At 56.7% G+C, this 16,071-nt stretch carries 16 protein-coding genes; 3 read left to right on the top strand and 13 right to left on the bottom strand.

Going from position 1 to position 16,071, the window contains the following annotated elements:
* Positions 1-7: 7 nt before the first annotated feature.
* The 13 genes from WH299_RS09850 to mnmG form a co-directional block, all read right to left on the bottom strand.
* Positions 8-424, bottom strand: coding sequence for a F0F1 ATP synthase subunit epsilon (locus tag WH299_RS09850; protein WP_003177061.1), 417 nt, complete (start codon positions 422-424; stop codon positions 8-10).
* A gap of 44 nt (positions 425-468) precedes the next feature.
* On the bottom strand, positions 469-1,845 hold the full coding sequence (gene atpD / locus WH299_RS09845; protein WP_010207684.1) for a F0F1 ATP synthase subunit beta: 1,377 nt from the start codon (positions 1,843-1,845) through the stop codon (positions 469-471).
* Between the two features lie 27 nt (positions 1,846-1,872).
* Positions 1,873-2,733 (bottom strand): F0F1 ATP synthase subunit gamma, encoded by an 861-nt coding sequence (atpG, locus tag WH299_RS09840; RefSeq protein ID WP_028618578.1) that lies wholly within the window; start codon positions 2,731-2,733, stop codon positions 1,873-1,875.
* A 50-nt stretch (positions 2,734-2,783) separates the two neighbouring features.
* Entirely contained in the window at positions 2,784-4,328 is a 1,545-nt protein-coding gene (gene atpA / locus WH299_RS09835; RefSeq protein WP_010207686.1) for a F0F1 ATP synthase subunit alpha, read from the bottom strand.
* A 21-nt stretch (positions 4,329-4,349) separates the two neighbouring features.
* A complete protein-coding gene (locus tag WH299_RS09830; RefSeq protein ID WP_010207689.1) occupies positions 4,350-4,886 on the bottom strand; it encodes a F0F1 ATP synthase subunit delta in 537 nt (178 codons plus the stop codon).
* A gap of 12 nt (positions 4,887-4,898) precedes the next feature.
* Positions 4,899-5,369 carry a F0F1 ATP synthase subunit B gene (locus tag WH299_RS09825; protein WP_008439543.1) on the bottom strand — a complete coding sequence of 157 codons (471 nt, stop codon included), beginning with the start codon at positions 5,367-5,369 and terminating at the stop codon, positions 4,899-4,901.
* A 56-nt stretch (positions 5,370-5,425) separates the two neighbouring features.
* Positions 5,426-5,683 carry a F0F1 ATP synthase subunit C gene (atpE, locus tag WH299_RS09820; RefSeq protein WP_002555987.1) on the bottom strand — a complete coding sequence of 86 codons (258 nt, stop codon included), beginning with the start codon at positions 5,681-5,683 and terminating at the stop codon, positions 5,426-5,428.
* A 134-nt stretch (positions 5,684-5,817) separates the two neighbouring features.
* Positions 5,818-6,687 carry a F0F1 ATP synthase subunit A gene (atpB, locus tag WH299_RS09815; RefSeq protein WP_016978714.1) on the bottom strand — a complete coding sequence of 290 codons (870 nt, stop codon included), beginning with the start codon at positions 6,685-6,687 and terminating at the stop codon, positions 5,818-5,820.
* A 16-nt stretch (positions 6,688-6,703) separates the two neighbouring features.
* A complete protein-coding gene (locus WH299_RS09810) occupies positions 6,704-7,111 on the bottom strand; it encodes a F0F1 ATP synthase subunit I (protein ID WP_010565865.1) in 408 nt (135 codons plus the stop codon).
* A 148-nt stretch (positions 7,112-7,259) separates the two neighbouring features.
* Positions 7,260-8,132: a ParB/RepB/Spo0J family partition protein gene (locus WH299_RS09805; RefSeq protein ID WP_016970690.1), complete on the bottom strand. Its 873-nt coding sequence runs from the start codon at positions 8,130-8,132 to the stop codon at positions 7,260-7,262.
* A 9-nt stretch (positions 8,133-8,141) separates the two neighbouring features.
* A complete protein-coding gene (locus WH299_RS09800; RefSeq protein ID WP_016978715.1) occupies positions 8,142-8,939 on the bottom strand; it encodes a ParA family protein in 798 nt (265 codons plus the stop codon).
* An 18-nt stretch (positions 8,940-8,957) separates the two neighbouring features.
* On the bottom strand, positions 8,958-9,602 hold the full coding sequence (rsmG, locus tag WH299_RS09795) for a 16S rRNA (guanine(527)-N(7))-methyltransferase RsmG (RefSeq protein ID WP_028618580.1): 645 nt from the start codon (positions 9,600-9,602) through the stop codon (positions 8,958-8,960).
* Positions 9,599-11,491: a tRNA uridine-5-carboxymethylaminomethyl(34) synthesis enzyme MnmG gene (gene mnmG, locus WH299_RS09790; protein ID WP_123478451.1), complete on the bottom strand. Its 1,893-nt coding sequence runs from the start codon at positions 11,489-11,491 to the stop codon at positions 9,599-9,601. Before mnmG ends, rsmG begins: the two co-directional genes overlap by 4 nt.
* Positions 11,492-12,056: 565 nt before the next feature.
* Between mnmG and WH299_RS09785 the strand changes: the two genes are divergently transcribed.
* The 3 genes from WH299_RS09785 to WH299_RS09775 all read left to right on the top strand — a co-directional run bounded on the left by WH299_RS09785 (position 12,057) and on the right by WH299_RS09775 (position 16,038).
* Positions 12,057-12,563: a sigma-70 family RNA polymerase sigma factor gene (locus WH299_RS09785; protein ID WP_339550170.1), complete on the top strand. Its 507-nt coding sequence runs from the start codon at positions 12,057-12,059 to the stop codon at positions 12,561-12,563.
* Positions 12,563-13,507, top strand: a complete 945-nt coding sequence (locus WH299_RS09780) for a FecR domain-containing protein (RefSeq protein WP_339550169.1) — start codon at positions 12,563-12,565, stop codon at positions 13,505-13,507. Before WH299_RS09785 ends, WH299_RS09780 begins: the two co-directional genes overlap by 1 nt.
* Positions 13,508-13,599: 92 nt before the next feature.
* A complete protein-coding gene (locus WH299_RS09775; protein ID WP_339550167.1) occupies positions 13,600-16,038 on the top strand; it encodes a TonB-dependent siderophore receptor in 2,439 nt (812 codons plus the stop codon).
* Positions 16,039-16,071 lie beyond the last annotated feature (33 nt).

Raw genomic sequence — 16,071 nt, 5'->3', positions numbered from 1 at the left:
TGGCCGGTTACTTCTTGCGGATCTGCTGGAGCGTGCGCAGCTGAGCTGCAGCCTCGGCCAGACGTACAGCAGCAGCGCTGTAGTCGAAGTCCGCACCCTTTTCGTTCAGGGCCTTCTCAGCAGCCTTGACGGCTTCCTGAGCGGAGGCTTCATCCAGGTCGCCAGCACGTTGCACGGTGTCGGCAAGAACCTTGACCATGTTCGGCTGAACCTCGAGGAAACCACCAGAGATGTAAAACACCTCTTTTTCCCCGCCTTGCTTGGTCAGAGTGATCGGACCTGGCTTCAAGCTGGTGATCAACGGCGCGTGACCCATGGCAATACCAAGGTCACCGAGTTCGCCGTGTGCAATCACCATCTCTACCAGACCGGAGAAGATTTCCCCTTCCGCGCTGACGATATCGCAATGGACTGTCATAGCCATCTGATTGCCTCAACCTGATGAGCGCCCGTTTCCGGGCGCCTGGATTACAGTTTCTTGGCTTTCTCGATCGCTTCTTCGATGCCGCCGACCATGTAGAACGCTTGTTCTGGCAGGTGGTCGTAGTCACCGTTGAGGATGCCTTTGAAGCCAGCAATGGTGTCTTTCAGGGAAACGTATTTACCCGATGCACCGGTGAAGACTTCAGCCACGAAGAACGGCTGCGACAAGAAACGCTGGATCTTACGAGCACGGTTTACCAACTGCTTGTCGGCTTCCGACAGCTCGTCCATACCCAGGATCGCAATGATGTCCTTCAGTTCTTTGTAACGCTGCAGCACGTACTGAACGCCGCGAGCGGTGTCGTAGTGCTCCTGGCCGATCACGTTCGGGTCCAGCTGGCGCGAAGTCGAGTCGAGTGGATCGACCGCTGGGTAGATACCCAGGGAAGCGATGTCACGGGACAGAACGACGGTGGCATCCAAGTGGGCGAAAGTGGTCGCAGGCGACGGGTCGGTCAAGTCATCCGCAGGTACGTATACCGCTTGGATCGAAGTGATCGAACCTTCCTTGGTCGAAGTGATACGTTCTTGTAGAACGCCCATCTCTTCAGCCAGGGTCGGCTGGTAACCTACTGCGGAAGGCATACGGCCCAGCAGTGCGGATACTTCAGTACCGGCCAGGGTGTAACGGTAGATGTTGTCGACGAACAGCAGAACGTCGTTACCTTCGTCACGGAACTTCTCGGCCATGGTCAGGCCGGTCAGTGCTACGCGCAGACGGTTACCCGGCGGCTCGTTCATCTGACCGTAAACCAGTGCCACTTTGTCCAGAACGTTGGAGTCCTTCATCTCGTGGTAGAAGTCGTTACCCTCACGGGTACGCTCACCCACACCGGCGAACACGGAATAACCGCTGTGCTCGATGGCGATGTTACGGATCAGTTCCATCATGTTTACGGTCTTGCCTACACCGGCACCACCGAACAGACCGACTTTACCGCCTTTGGCGAACGGGCAAACCAGGTCGATAACCTTGATGCCGGTTTCCAGCAGGTCGTTGCCGCCAGCTTGTTCCGCGAACGAAGGTGCTGGACGGTGAATGCCCCAACGCTCTTCGGTGTCAATCGGACCAGCTTCGTCAATCGGGTTGCCCAGTACGTCCATGATCCGGCCCAGGGTCGCTTTACCGACCGGTACGGAGATGGCTGCGCCAGAGTCGACAACGTCCAGACCGCGCTTCAAGCCTTCGGTGGAACCCATCGCAATGGTACGAACTACGCCGTCGCCCAGCTGCTGCTGAACTTCCAGAGTAGTGTCCGCGCCTTGTACTTTCAGCGCGTTGTAGATGCTCGGTACGCTGTCGCGTGGAAATTCCACGTCGATAACGGCGCCGATGATTTGAACGATACGTCCGCTACTCATAGCTGGATCCTCTGAATATTTGAACCGTTAAACCGCGGCAGCGCCGCCGACGATTTCCGAGATCTCTTGGGTGATCGCAGCCTGACGCGCCTTGTTGTAGATCAGCTGCAAATCGCTGATCAGATCACCGGCGTTATCGGTAGCGTTTTTCATCGCGATCATCCGCGCCGCTTGTTCAGCTGCGTTGTTCTCGACCACCGCCTGGTACACCTGCGACTCCACGTAGCGCACCATCAAGCCGTCAAGCAGCTCTTTGGCATCTGGTTCGTAGAGGTAGTCCCAGTGGTGCTTGAGTTCCTGATCCGGAGTCGCCACCAGTGGAATCAATTGCTCCACGGTTGGCTGCTGGGTCATGGTGTTGATGAACTTGTTGGATACCACGGAGAGGCGGTCAATCCGGCCTTCCAGGTATGCATCCAGCATCACCTTCACACTGCCGATCAAATCGTTGATCGACGGCTCTTCACCCAGGTGGCTGATAGCTGCTACGACGTTGCCGCCGAAGTTGCGGAAAAAGGCCGCACCCTTGCTACCAACTACACACAGATCAATCTCGACGCCGTTTTCGCGGTTTACCGCCATGTCCTTGACCAGGGCCTTGAACAGGTTGGTATTCAAACCACCGCACAAACCACGGTCACTGCTCACAACCACATAACCCACACGCTTAACTTCGCGCTCGATCATGAATGGGTGGCGGTATTCCGGGTTGGCGTTGGCCAGATGCCCAATTACCTGGCGGATACGCTCCGCATAAGGACGGCTAGCAGCCATGCGCATTTGTGCCTTGCGCATTTTGCTGACCGCCACTTTTTCCATGGCGCTGGTAATCTTTTGCGTGCTTTTGATGCTCGCAATCTTACTGCGAATCTCTTTTGCGCCTGCCATGTAACACCTATCAGGTTAGCAAGCGGGAGCCTTGCGGCTCCCGCTGCGGCTTACCAGGTTTGGGTGGCCTTGAACTTCTCGATACCGGCTTTGAGGCCAGCGTCGATTTCGTCATTGAAGTCACCCTTCACGTTGATCTTGGCCAACAAGTCGGCGTGATCGCGGTTGAAGTAAGCAATCAGCGCTTGTTCAAAGCTGCCGACCTTGGCGATTTCGACGTCAGTCAGGAACCCACGCTCAGCGGCATACAGCGACAACGCCATGTCAGCGATCGACATTGGGGCGTATTGCTTCTGCTTCATCAGCTCGGTAACGCGCTGACCATGCTCAAGTTGCTTACGGGTCGCTTCGTCCAGGTCAGAAGCGAACTGGGCGAATGCCGCCAGTTCACGGTACTGAGCCAGAGCGGTACGGATACCACCGGAGAGCTTCTTGATGATCTTGGTCTGAGCGGCACCACCCACACGGGATACCGAAACACCGGCGTTCACTGCAGGGCGGATGCCCGAGTTGAACATGGCCGATTCCAGGAAGATCTGACCGTCGGTGATGGAAATCACGTTGGTCGGAACGAACGCGGAAACGTCGCCAGCCTGGGTTTCGATGATCGGCAGTGCAGTCAGGGAACCGGTTTTGCCGGTCACTGCGCCGTTGGTGAACTTCTCTACGTACTCTTCCGAAACGCGGGATGCGCGCTCCAGCAGACGGGAGTGGAGATAGAACACGTCGCCTGGGTAAGCTTCACGGCCTGGTGGACGGCGCAGCAGCAGGGAAATCTGGCGGTAAGCCACTGCTTGCTTGGACAGATCATCATAAACGATCAGCGCGTCTTCACCGCGGTCGCGGAAGAATTCACCCATGGTGCAACCGGCATACGGTGCCAGGTATTGCAGTGCAGGCGATTCCGAAGCACTGGCAGCCACGATGATCGTGTTTTTCAGTGCGCCGTTCTCTTCCAGCTTGCGAACCACGTTGGCGATGGTCGATTGCTTCTGACCGATGGCTACGTAGACGCAGAAAATGCCGCTGTCTTTCTGGTTGATGATCGCGTCGATCGCCAGAGCGGTTTTACCGATCTGACGGTCACCGATGATCAGCTCACGCTGGCCACGGCCGACAGGGATCATGGCATCGACAGCCTTGTAGCCAGTCTGTACAGGCTGGTCTACCGACTTACGCCAGATCACGCCTGGAGCAACTTTCTCGACCGCGTCGGTCTCGGTGTTGCCCAGTGGACCTTTGCCGTCAACAGGGTTACCCAGTGCGTCGACTACGCGACCCAGCAGTTCCTTACCAACCGGAACCTCCAGGATGCGGCCGGTGCACTTGGCGCTCATGCCTTCAGCCAGAGACTGGTAAGCGCCCAGGATAACGGCACCTACGGAGTCCTGCTCCAGGTTGAGGGCCATACCGAAGACGCCGCCCGGAAACTCGATCATCTCGCCGGACATTACGTCGGCCAGACCGTGAATCCGCACGATACCGTCAGATACGCTGACGACAGTGCCTTCGTTACGGGCTTGGGAGGTCACATCGAGCTTGTCGATGCGGCCCTTGATAATTTCACTTATTTCGGAAGGATTGAGTTGCTGCATTGCTCTGCTGCCCCTTCAAACTCAAGATTTCAATGCTTCGGCAAGATTCGCGAGTTTGCCGCGAATCGAGCCATCGATAACCAGGTCGCCGGCGCGAATGACAATGCCCCCAATGAGGGACTTGTCTTCCGCAACTTGCAGGCGCACTTCCCGGTCGAGTCGTGCACTGAGAACCTTGGCGAGTTTGTCTTGCTGTTCTTGGTTCAATGCAAAAGCACTGGTCACTTCAACGTCTACCGACTTCTCTTGCTCGGCCTTGTACAGGTCGAACAGAGCGGCAATCTCCGGCAGAAGCAGGAGACGGTCGTTTTCGGCAACGACGTGGATGAAGTTCTGCACTTTCACATCAAACTTGTCGCCGCACACTTCAATAAAAGTGGCGGCCTTGTCTGCGCTCGTCAGTCGCGGGGCCTTGAGCACGCGCTGCATTGTGTCGTCTTGCGACACTGCTGCAGCCAGGCCGAGCATGGCTGACCAAGAGGCCAGCTGCTGGTGGGCCTGGGCGTGCTCGAAGGCTGCCTTAGCGTAAGGTCGGGCCAACGTGGTCAATTCTGCCATGATCGCCCTCGCTTAAATTTCAGCAGCCAGTTTGTTTACCAGCTCCGCGTGCGCGTTTTGATCGATTGTGGCACCCAGGATCTTCTCAGCACCGCCGACGGCCAGAGCACCCAGTTGGGCACGCAGCGCATCTTTGACACCGTTCAGTTCCTGCTCGATCTCGGCCTGAGCCTGAACCTTCACACGGTCAGCGTCGATACGGGCTTTTTCAACAGCCTCTTCAACGATCTGGTTACCGCGTTTCTTGGCTTGCTCAATGATTTCGGCTGCTTGAGCTTTCGCTTCGCGCAGTTGTTGACCCGCTTTATCTTGGGCCAACTCCAGGTCGCGAGCTGCTCGTGCTGCAGCGTCCAGCCCATCCGCGATCTTCTTCTGACGTTCGTGCAGAGCTGCGATGACCGGAGGCCATACGAACTTCATGCAGAAAACGACAAAAATCAAGAACGCTAAGGACTGACCAATAATGGTTGCATTAATGTTCACGCCAATACCTCGCTCATTCGTTGCACAACACACCAATCACTCGAAAAGACGAGTGATTAACCGGCGAGTTGACCAACGAAAGGGTTCGCGAAGGTGAAGAACAGAGCGATACCAACACCGATCATGGTCACGGCGTCGAGCAGGCCGGCGACGATGAACATTTTAACTTGCAGCATTGGAACCATTTCTGGCTGACGCGCTGCGCCTTCCAGGAACTTGCCGCCCAGCAGGCCGAAACCAATGGCAGTACCCAGGGCGCCCAGGCCGATCAACAGTGCAACAGCGATAGCGGTTAGACCAACTACAGTTTCCATCTTTCCTCCCGACTTTTACGTCGTATGGTTTAGGTTTTTTAGATTTTAAAGCGGTAAAACAAATCGTTTCATAGCCCGGTAGGGCCTACCTTCCCGTTTGACCGGGAAGGACATCAGACTAGTCGAGACTGGTCTTAATGGTTCTCTTCGTGCGCCATCGACAGGTAGACGATGGTCAGCATCATGAAGATGAAGGCCTGCAGGGTGATGATCAGGATGTGGAACACAGCCCACGCCCACTGCAGAACAATGCCCAGGCCGCTAAGCCAGAGCAGGCCGCTGCCGAACATCACAGCGATCAGAATGAATACCAGCTCGCCGGCATACATGTTGCCGAACAGTCGCAGAGCCAGGGAAATCGGCTTGGCGATCAGGGTCACGAATTCCAGCAGGAAGTTCACCGGGATCAGCAGGGCTTGAACGAAGATGTTCTTGCTGCCGAACGGGTGCAGGGTCAGTTCGCCGATGAAGCCGCCGATGCCCTTGATCTTGATGCTGTAGAAAATGATCAACGCGAAGACCGACAGGGCCATGCCCAGGGTAGCGTTCGGGTCAGTGGTCGATACGGCACGGAATGGAATGTGCGGGTCGCCGCTGATCGCCATGGCCAGCTGAGGAATCCAGTCAACCGGGATCAGGTCGACGGCGTTCATCAGGAACACCCAGACGAAGATGGTCAGTGCCAGCGGTGCGATCACCGGGCTACGGCCATGGAAGCTGTCTTTCACGCTGCCATCGACGAATTCGACCAGTACTTCAACGAAGTTCTGCAAAGCACCTGGCTGACCGGAAGTCGCCTTCTTTGCCGCCATGCGGAAAATGAAGACGAAGATCAGACCCAATGCGACCGACCAGCCCAGAGTATCCAGGTGGAAAGCCCAGAAGCCCATTTCTTTGGCCTCTGCTGCGGAGTGGGCAAAGCCCCAGCCGCCATTAGGAAGCTGACCGAAGGTCAGGTTCTGCAAGTGGTGCTGGATATAGCCCGAAGCGGTTGTTTCTGCCATGGTTGCCTCAAACGCCCTAAGGTTTCGAAAGTCTTGTTTTCATTAGCAGGGGAGCGAACCAGCTGACCAGTTGGGTCAACACGAAGACGCCGAATACAGCCAGCGGCGCCAATGGCTTCACACCTGCAAAGGTCAGTGCAAACAGCACTGCCGTCAAAATCAGTTTCCCTGCCTCGCCGGCATAAAATGACCGGACGATAGCCTGGGCTGCTCGGGCGCCGGAAAACCGAAAGGCCCTGTGAGCAAAATACATATTGGGCAGCAAGGCTATCAGGCCTCCGCAGAGTCCTGAATATCCGGCAACGACTCCATGCCAATACCAAAGCGCCAATGCGGCGATCAGCAAAATGACAAATTGAGCCAATAAAACCGGAAAAACGGCCAAGCGATGGAACGGCAACGTGTTTGGCGTGCGGGTTTCCATCACTCTTGCTCCTCAATGGTCGGCTGCCGGAAATCAATAACTTGGCATAATTTGTGCCGACAAAATGCGCGCAGAGTATAGGGGCGGTTCTGCCCCTATTCAACTGTCGGGTAGTGATTTCCGATCACACGCTACATAAGCAAATGTTTCAGCGGATGTGGGCAAGGACGCCCTGGAGCTCATCAAGCGAGTTATAACCGATGACCAATTGCCCTTTGCCTTTCTTGCCGTGGCGAATTTGCACCGCAGAGCCCAGGCGCTCGGCCAGGCGCTGCTCGAGACGGGCGATATCCGGATCAGGTTTAGCCGTTTCGACCGGTGCAGGTTTGCCGCTGAGCCACTGGCGAACCAACGCCTCGGTCTGGCGAACGGTGAGCCCCCGTGCGACAACGTGTCGCGCCCCTTCAACCTGTTGATTTTCCGGCAAACCGAGCAAAGCACGGGCGTGGCCCATTTCCAGGTCGCCGTGGGACAACATGGTCTTGATGACTTCCGGCAGCGCAATCAAACGCAGCAAGTTGGACACGGTTACGCGGGATTTACCCACCGCCTCGGCCACCTGTTGCTGGGTCAGTTGGAATTCCTGTTGCAAACGCTGCAACGCGATCGCTTCTTCGATCGGGTTGAGGTCTTCGCGCTGGATGTTCTCGATCAACGCCATGGCGATGGCGGTTTCATCCGGTACATCGCGCACCATCGCCGGGATGGTTTCCTTGCCGGCCTGCTGGCTGGCGCGCCAGCGGCGCTCACCGGCGATGATCTCAAAGCGGCCGCCGCCAATCGGGCGTACCACGATTGGCTGCATCACGCCTTGGGCCTTGATCGAATTGGCCAGCTCTTCCAGTGCTTGGGGGTCCATGTCCCGCCGTGGCTGGTATTTGCCGCGCTGGATCAGGTCCAGCGGCAGGTGCTGCAACTCGCGCTCGTCGGCCTGCACCGCTTGTTCTTCAAGCGATGTGACGGTCGGACCACTCAACAGTGCATCCAGTCCACGTCCGAGACCTCGTTTCTTGACGGCCATGGGGATTCCTTAAGTTGGCTGGGCTGCAGCGGTGCGTGAGTTGCGGCGTTGGCGACGAACCATCTCGCCGGCCAGGGCCAGGTAGGCAATGGCACCACGGGATGACTTGTCGTACGCCAGCGCGGGCATGCCGTAGCTTGGCGCTTCGGCCAGACGGATGTTGCGCGGGATCACCGTGTCGTACAGCTGATCACCGAAATGTTCCTTGAGCTGCGCCGACACATCGTTCATCAGGCTCAGGCGCGGATCGAACATGGTCCGCAGCAAGCCTTCGATCTGCAGGTTCGGGTTGAGCAACTCAGCGATACGCTTGATGTTATCCACAAGGTCGCTCAAGCCTTCCAGTGCGTAGTACTCGCACTGCATGGGGATAATCACCCCATCAGCTGCCACCAACGCGTTCAGCGTGAGCATCGACAGTGACGGCGGGCAGTCGATCAAAATGTAGTCGTAATTCTCGCGGATCGGCGCCAAGGCGCTACGCAGACGGCTTTCCTTCATCTGCATTTCCAGCAGCACCACTTCCGCCGCGGTCAAATCGCGGTTGGCCGGCAGCAGTTGATAACCGCCGTGTTCGGAGTAGTGCATGGCCTGGGCCAGGTCGCACTCGCCAATCAGCAAGTCGTAGACCGAGTTTTCCAGGCCGTGTTTATCCACACCGCTACCCATGGTGGCGTTGCCCTGTGGATCGAGATCGATCAACAGCACCCGGCGCTTGGTGGCGACCAGGGATGCTGCGAGGTTGATGCAGGTGGTGGTTTTGCCCACGCCACCTTTCTGGTTCGCTATCGCGAATACCTTAGCCATTCTTGCTTGTGTTCCCAATCATGCCGTGCGGCGCAGTATCAGCAGATGGCGTTGGCCTTGGCAACCGGGTACAGCCAAGGCGTGTTCGCTATCGAGGTGGAAGTCTGCCGGCAATGCTAACAGCTCATCGCTTGGATGGACGCCCTTCATTGCCAGCCAGCGGGTATCGCGGTCGCCGAGGTGGCGGGTCCAGTTGCTGAAGTTCTCCATGCTGCTGAAGGCCCTGGAAACAATTCCGTTGAAAGGCTGTTCAGGCGTGAAGGCTTCGACGCGACTGTGGATAACTTGCAGGTTATCCAGCTTGAGTTCGAGTTTGACCTGGGTCAGGAAACGGGTTTTCTTGCCGTTGCTGTCCAGGCAGGTCACTTGGGACTCGGGAAACAGGATGGCCAACGGAATACCAGGCATGCCGCCGCCACTGCCAACGTCAAGCCAGCGGCCGTTTTCGATGAATGGCATCACGCTCAAGCTGTCGAGCAGGTGACGGGACACCATTTCGTCGGGATCACGCACTGCGGTCAGGTTGTAAGCCTTGTTCCATTTGATCAACAACGCCAAATACCCCAACAGCAGCTCGTGCTGGGTTTCGGTCAGGTCGACGCCCAACTGGCGTGCGCCTGTGGATAACTCTTCTGCGTGTTGCGAGGTGACCAACGAACTCAAGCGCTTTGCTCCAACTGACGGCCCGCGCCGCGTTTTTTCAAATGAATCATCAACAGCGAAATGGCTGCTGGGGTGACGCCGGGAATACGTGAAGCCTGGCCCAATGTCTCGGGACGAGTTATCCCCAGCTTGCTTTGGATTTCTTTCGACAAGCCGGAAATCCCGGTGTAGTCGATATCCACAGGCAACTTGGTGTCTTCACTGGCGCGCAGGCGAGCGATCTCGTCCTGTTGGCGGTCAATGTAACCGGCGTATTTGGTCTTGATTTCGACCTGCTCGGCGACCTGTGGATCTTCCGCGCCCTGGCCGGTCACTTCGACCAGACCAGCGTAGTCGATTTCCGGACGGGACAGCAGGTTGAGCAAGTTGTACTCGTGGGTCAGCGGCGTGCCGAATTTTTCAGCGATCGCGTCGCCTTGTTCAGTCCCCGGGCGAACCCAGGTGCTTTTCAGGCGCTGTTCTTCCAATGCAATGCTTTCGCGTTTTTTGCAGAAGGCTTCCCAACGCACATCATCGACCAGGCCAAGTTCACGTCCTTTTTCGGTCAGGCGCAGGTCGGCGTTGTCCTCGCGCAGGATCAAACGGTATTCCGCCCGAGAGGTGAACATCCGGTACGGTTCCTGGGTGCCCAATGTAATCAGGTCATCGACCAAAACGCCGATATACGCTTCGTCTCGACGTGGGCACCAGCTGTCTTTGCCTTGCGCACGCAATGCTGCGTTGGTCCCGGCCAGCAAACCTTGGGCGCCGGCTTCTTCATAACCGGTGGTTCCGTTGATTTGGCCAGCGAAGAACAGACCGCCAATCACTTTGGTTTCCAGGCTGTACTTCAGGTCGCGCGGGTCGAAATAGTCGTATTCGATGGCGTAGCCCGGACGCACGATGTGTGCGTTTTCCATGCCGCGGATCGATTGCACGATCTGGATTTGCACGTCGAACGGCAGGGAAGTGGAAATGCCGTTCGGGTACAGCTCATGAGTGGTCAAGCCTTCGGGCTCGATGAAGACCTGATGGCTTTCCTTGTCGGCAAAGCGGTGAATCTTGTCTTCGATCGACGGGCAATAACGCGGGCCGATCCCTTCGATCACACCGGAGTACATCGGCGAACGATCGAGGTTCGCAGCAATGATTTCGTGGGTGCGGGCATTGGTGTGGGTGATCCAGCAGCTTACCTGTTTCGGGTGCTGTTCTTTGGAACCCATGAACGACATGACCGGGATCGGCGTATCGCCGGCCTGTTCGGTCATCACCGAGAAGTCCACAGAACGCCCGTCGATACGCGGCGGGGTCCCGGTTTTCAGGCGGCCGACACGCAGCGGCAATTCACGCAGGCGTTTTGCCAAAGCAATCGACGGCGGATCACCGGCGCGACCGCCGGAATAGTTCTGCATACCAATGTGGATAAGTCCGCCGAGGAACGTGCCGGTGGTCAACACCACGGATTCCGCGAAGAAACGCAGGCCCATTTGCGTGACAACCCCGCGTACCTGGTCTTGTTCGACGATCAGGTCATCCGCGGCTTGCTGAAATATCCACAGGTTCGGTTGGTTTTCCAGGGTTTCGCGCACAGCAGCCTTGTACAGGATGCGGTCGGCTTGAGCCCGGGTAGCCCGTACGGCTGGGCCTTTGCGGCTGTTGAGCACACGAAACTGAATACCACCCTTATCGGTAGCCGTGGCCATCACGCCGCCAAGGGCATCGATTTCCTTAACCAAATGGCTTTTGCCGATCCCACCAATGGCGGGGTTGCAACTCATTGCTCCGAGGGTTTCCACGTTATGCGTCAACAACAGGGTTTTTACGCCCATGCGTGCTGACGCCAGTGCTGCCTCGGTACCGGCATGACCGCCGCCGATGACGATCACTTCAAAACGGGAAGGGAAATCCACCACGCACCTCGTGCCTGCTTATGTAGGTAATCAGGAATTGTCTGTTGAAAGAGTTTTAGAGCTTTGGCGGCAAGTATAGGGACTTAGCCCTTCCTAAAGAACCCTTTGCACAAAATTTAACCAGCTGTGGATGAATCACAGACAATAGAAATTAAAAGAGAGAAATTTATTAAATCTTTGTTTTTATGTTTATTTCTATGTAGCTACCTTTCTGTGGATAGATCTCTACAGGCCTTTGTTTACGTTGTGTACAGCGATTCAAAAGTCTGTGGTCATGTGCCAATGAGGGGCTTGGATAAGTGCTTTAAGCCTGTGGATTAAACAGGTGCTTATCCACAGGCGGGTTTTTACTCAGGTTTCAGGCCCTGTTATCAACTGGGCACAGAGGCGGTTATTCACAGGGCTTAATCCGCAGAAATCGGTGTAACTGTCCATATTCAGTCCACGACAACGTCAACTGAAACCTCCACTCGGTGGTGAGCACAGCAAAAAAAGAGATCTATTGTGAGAAAACGATAGGGCAGTTAATAATAGCGATTATCATTAACCTACCTTGTCATGCCCTATGTCCCCTTCTTCACACACGGCTGCGGTCCAGAACATCTATGAGCAGCACCATTCCTGGCTGCACGGGTGGCTCAAAGGGAAGTTGCATAACGCCTGCGATGCGGCCGATGTGGCGCACGACACGTTCGTGCGCATCCTGGGCGGGCGGCATGCGGCGCAGATCGTTGAACCGCGAGACTATTTGGCGACCATTGCCAGGGGCTTGGTGATTGATCGCTACCGTCGACATGCCATCGAACAGGCCTATAAGCAAACCTTGGCCGAACGGCCTGAAGCCATAGCCATCAGCGAAGAAGACAAAGCCATCATCATCGAGACGTTGGTGGCTGTGGATAAAGCCTTGTCGGCACTCGGTGAGCGAGCACGGCGGATATTCATGCTGTCGCAGATCGAGGGCCTGACTTATCAACAGATTGCCGATCAGCTTCAGGTTTCACTGACCACAGTGAAGAAGCACATGATCCGTGCATTGACCGAATGCGCATTGATCATGGACAGCTTGTAATGGCGGCGCCTGATCGCAAGACCTTCGAGGCCGCTGCCAGTTGGTATGTACAGTTTCAATCCCAAACCCCTACCGCCGCCGAGCGCCAAGCCTGGCAACAATGGCTCAACGGCGATCCTTCCCATCAGGCTGCGTGGAACCAAATGGAGCAGTTGCAGCGCAGTCTCGGCGCCCTGCCCCAGGATTTCACCCGCCGGGCCTTGTCGACCAGCCAGCAACGGCGCCAGGTGTTGAAGTGGATGCTGGTGCTGGGCGGTACCGGGTACCTCGGCTGGAATGTCCAGCAACACACGCCCCTGGGCAATGTATGGGCCGACTACCGGACGTCCGTGGGTGAGCGCCGGCGTATCGAGCTGGCTGACGGTACGCGGATTGATCTGAACACCCGTACGGCAATTGACGTGGTATTCGATGGGCGCCAGCGTTTGATTCGCCTGCGTGAAGGTGAAGTACTTATCCACACCGGCAAGCGGGGTGGCCAGACGCCCTTTTATGTCGAGACCCGCCAAGGCCGAATCCAGGCCCTGGGCACCACCTTCACCGTGCGCCAGTTGCCAGACTCCACACGTGTCAGCGTCCTCGAGGATCGGGTGAGCGTAGCGCCTGGTGACCGGCCCAATCACGCGCGGCTACTCAGTGCCGGTGAAAGCGCTGACTTTGATCGCCAACACGTGGGGCTTAACCACGCTTACCGCGGCTCACAAGCGGCGTGGGTCAATGGTCAGTTGATCGTATTGGATGCTCGCCTCGGGGATGTGATCGAAGACCTCGCCCGCTACCGCCCGGGTGTCCTGCAATGCGACTTGGCGTCGGCACACCTGCGTGTTTCCGGGACCTTCCGCCTGGATTCCACCGATGCGGTACTGGCCAATCTGCAGGCAACCCTGCCGATCCAGGTGAAGTATTTCACCCGCTATTGGGTTTCGGTGAAACGAATCGGTTGATTGCAAAAAGTATCCGCACAAGGGGTTATCTTTTTTTGATCTGACACGGCCCTACAGGTAATCACGACGCCACCTTCAGGGCTTATCCACTTATGCGCCTCTCTTCCAAGCTCCGCCAGCGACTTTCCTACCACGGTATGACGTGCAGCCTGCTACTCGGCACGGCAGCCACCGGCGGTATTTTGTTATCCACTGATGTCCTGGCCGCCAGCGCGGTGCAACACTACGCTATTGCGGCGGGCCCCCTGGACAATGCGTTGAGCCAATTTGCCGCTCGGGCGAATGTGATTCTATCTTTCTCGCCCCAGCAAACCGCGCGTTTGAACTCGACCGGGATTGAAGGCGACTATTCGGTAGAGCAAGGCTTTGCGCTGTTGCTGCAGAACTCGGGGTTACAAGCGGTAGCCCAGGCGCCCGGCAGCTATGTCTTGCAGGCCATTCCTGCTGGGCAACTCACGCTTGCGCCCACCACGGTCAGCACTTATCAACAGGACGGTTTCAACCAGGAGATCGCCGGAGATGTGGGCTACAAGGCACAAAACAGCCGCGTCGGTACCAAGACCAGTACGCCTCTGTCAGAAACACCGCGTTCGGTATCCGTAGTCACCGGTCAGCGCATCAAGGACCAGAAGTCACAGACCCTGACGGAAGTGTTGGGCTACGTGCCAGGTATCTTTGCGCCACCCTTTGCTGCCGGCGACGGTCTGGCCGGTGACCTGTTCTTCATTCGTGGTTTCAATGCCACCGATTACGGCTACGGTTTGCTGCGAGATGGCCTTCGTGTACAAGGCAATCGGTATGACACCACCAGTGAGCCGTATGGCCTGGAGCGCGTCGAAATCTTCCGTGGCCCCTCTTCCCTGCTCTACGGCGAAAACGCACCTGGCGGTTTGGTGAACCTGGTGAGCAAGCACCCGACAGCCACGCCACAAGGTGAAGTCCAGCTGGGGTATGGCTCGAATAATCGGCGTCAACTGGGTGTGGATATCTCGGGACCGCTCAATGACAGCGGCAATATTCTTGGCCGAGTGGTGATGCTCGGTCGCAAATCCGACACGCAGACCGACCATGTGCCAGATGATCGCCTGTACATCGCGCCATCACTGACCCTGAATTTCGACGACTACAACACCCTTACCCTGTTGGCTAATTATCAAAAGGACCACACCAATCTCGAACTTGGCCTACCGGCCGCCGGCACCTTGCTGACAAATCCCAATGGCAAGCTGTCCAAGCACACCATGCTCGGCGACCCGGACTGGAACACTTTTGAACGTGAAGCCTGGAGCACCGGTTACGAATTCAGCCACAGCTTCAACGACGATTGGCAGTTCCGCCAGAACTCGCGGTATATGCAGTCGCGCATCAACCGCCATGAAACCTGGCCCAGCGCCCTGAATAACCGCGGGTTTGGTACGCAACTGAACATGACCGCCTATGACCGCTATAACAAGTCGATGGTGTATTCCCTGGATAACCAGTTGGAAGGCAAATTCCAGGTGGGCGGCCTGGAAAACACAGTGCTGTTTGGTGCCAGCTATGACCGCACTTCGTTCAATCAGGATTGGGACGCCGGTTTCGCCGGCACCATCAATGTGTATAACCCCGTGTATCTGCGTGATCCGCTTACGCCGGTGGCAGTGCAAAACACCTTGCTCGAGCAGCAGATGAAGGGCGTTTATGCACAGATCCAGAGCAAGTACGACCACTGGCTGTTCCTGCTGGGTGGCCGTCAGGACTGGGTCGACAGCGATTTCCGCGACAAGGTCAACAAGGCCAGTAACACCGGCTCGGAAGATCGCAAGTTCACCTACCAAGGCGGGGTGATGTACCAGTTCGACAACGGCCTGACGCCGTACGTCAGCTACTCCACCGCATTTGTGCCGGTGCAGCAGATCTCCAATGCCGGGTCACCGCTGAAGCCGATTACCAGCAGTCAGTACGAAGTGGGTGTGAAGTACGAGCCGATCGGCTGGGATACGGCGATGACCCTGTCGGTGTATGACCTGCGCAAGGAAGACGACACCTACCTCGACGCCACCACCAACAGCTATCGCCAGGTGGGCGAAAGCCGCGCCAAAGGTGCGGAAGTCGAGGTGAACAGCAACATCACGCCCAACCTGAACGTGACGGCCGCTTACACCTACACTGACGCTCGGATTACCAAGGATTCGGCTACATCGCTGGTTGAAGGGCACCAGATGACGGGGGTTCCACGCAACCAGGCTTCGGTATGGGGCAAGTACCGCTTCCTTGATGGCCAACTCAAAGGTTTGTCGATGGGCGGCGGTGTGCGTTATTTCGACAGCACCTCTTCCTACACCGCGCCAACGCTATACGGGAAGTTGGATGCAGGAAGCGTCACCTTGGTGGATGCAGCCGTTGGCTATCAAATCGACAAACATTGGTCTGTGGATGTGAACGCCAAGAACCTGTTCGACAAGGAATATGTATCTGGTTGCAACGATGCGGGCCGCTGCTATTGGGGGGATAGCCGCACGCTGCTTGGGACGGTTTCGTACAACTGGTAATGGGTGAGGGCCTGAAGAATGTGGTGTTCTTCA

The sequence above is a fragment of the Pseudomonas sp. MYb541 genome, from assembly GCF_037479595.1.
Classification (GTDB): domain Bacteria; phylum Pseudomonadota; class Gammaproteobacteria; order Pseudomonadales; family Pseudomonadaceae; genus Aquipseudomonas; species Aquipseudomonas canadensis.
The sequence above is the reverse complement of the archived record's forward strand: the minus strand, read 5'-3'. Positions and strand labels throughout refer to the sequence as shown.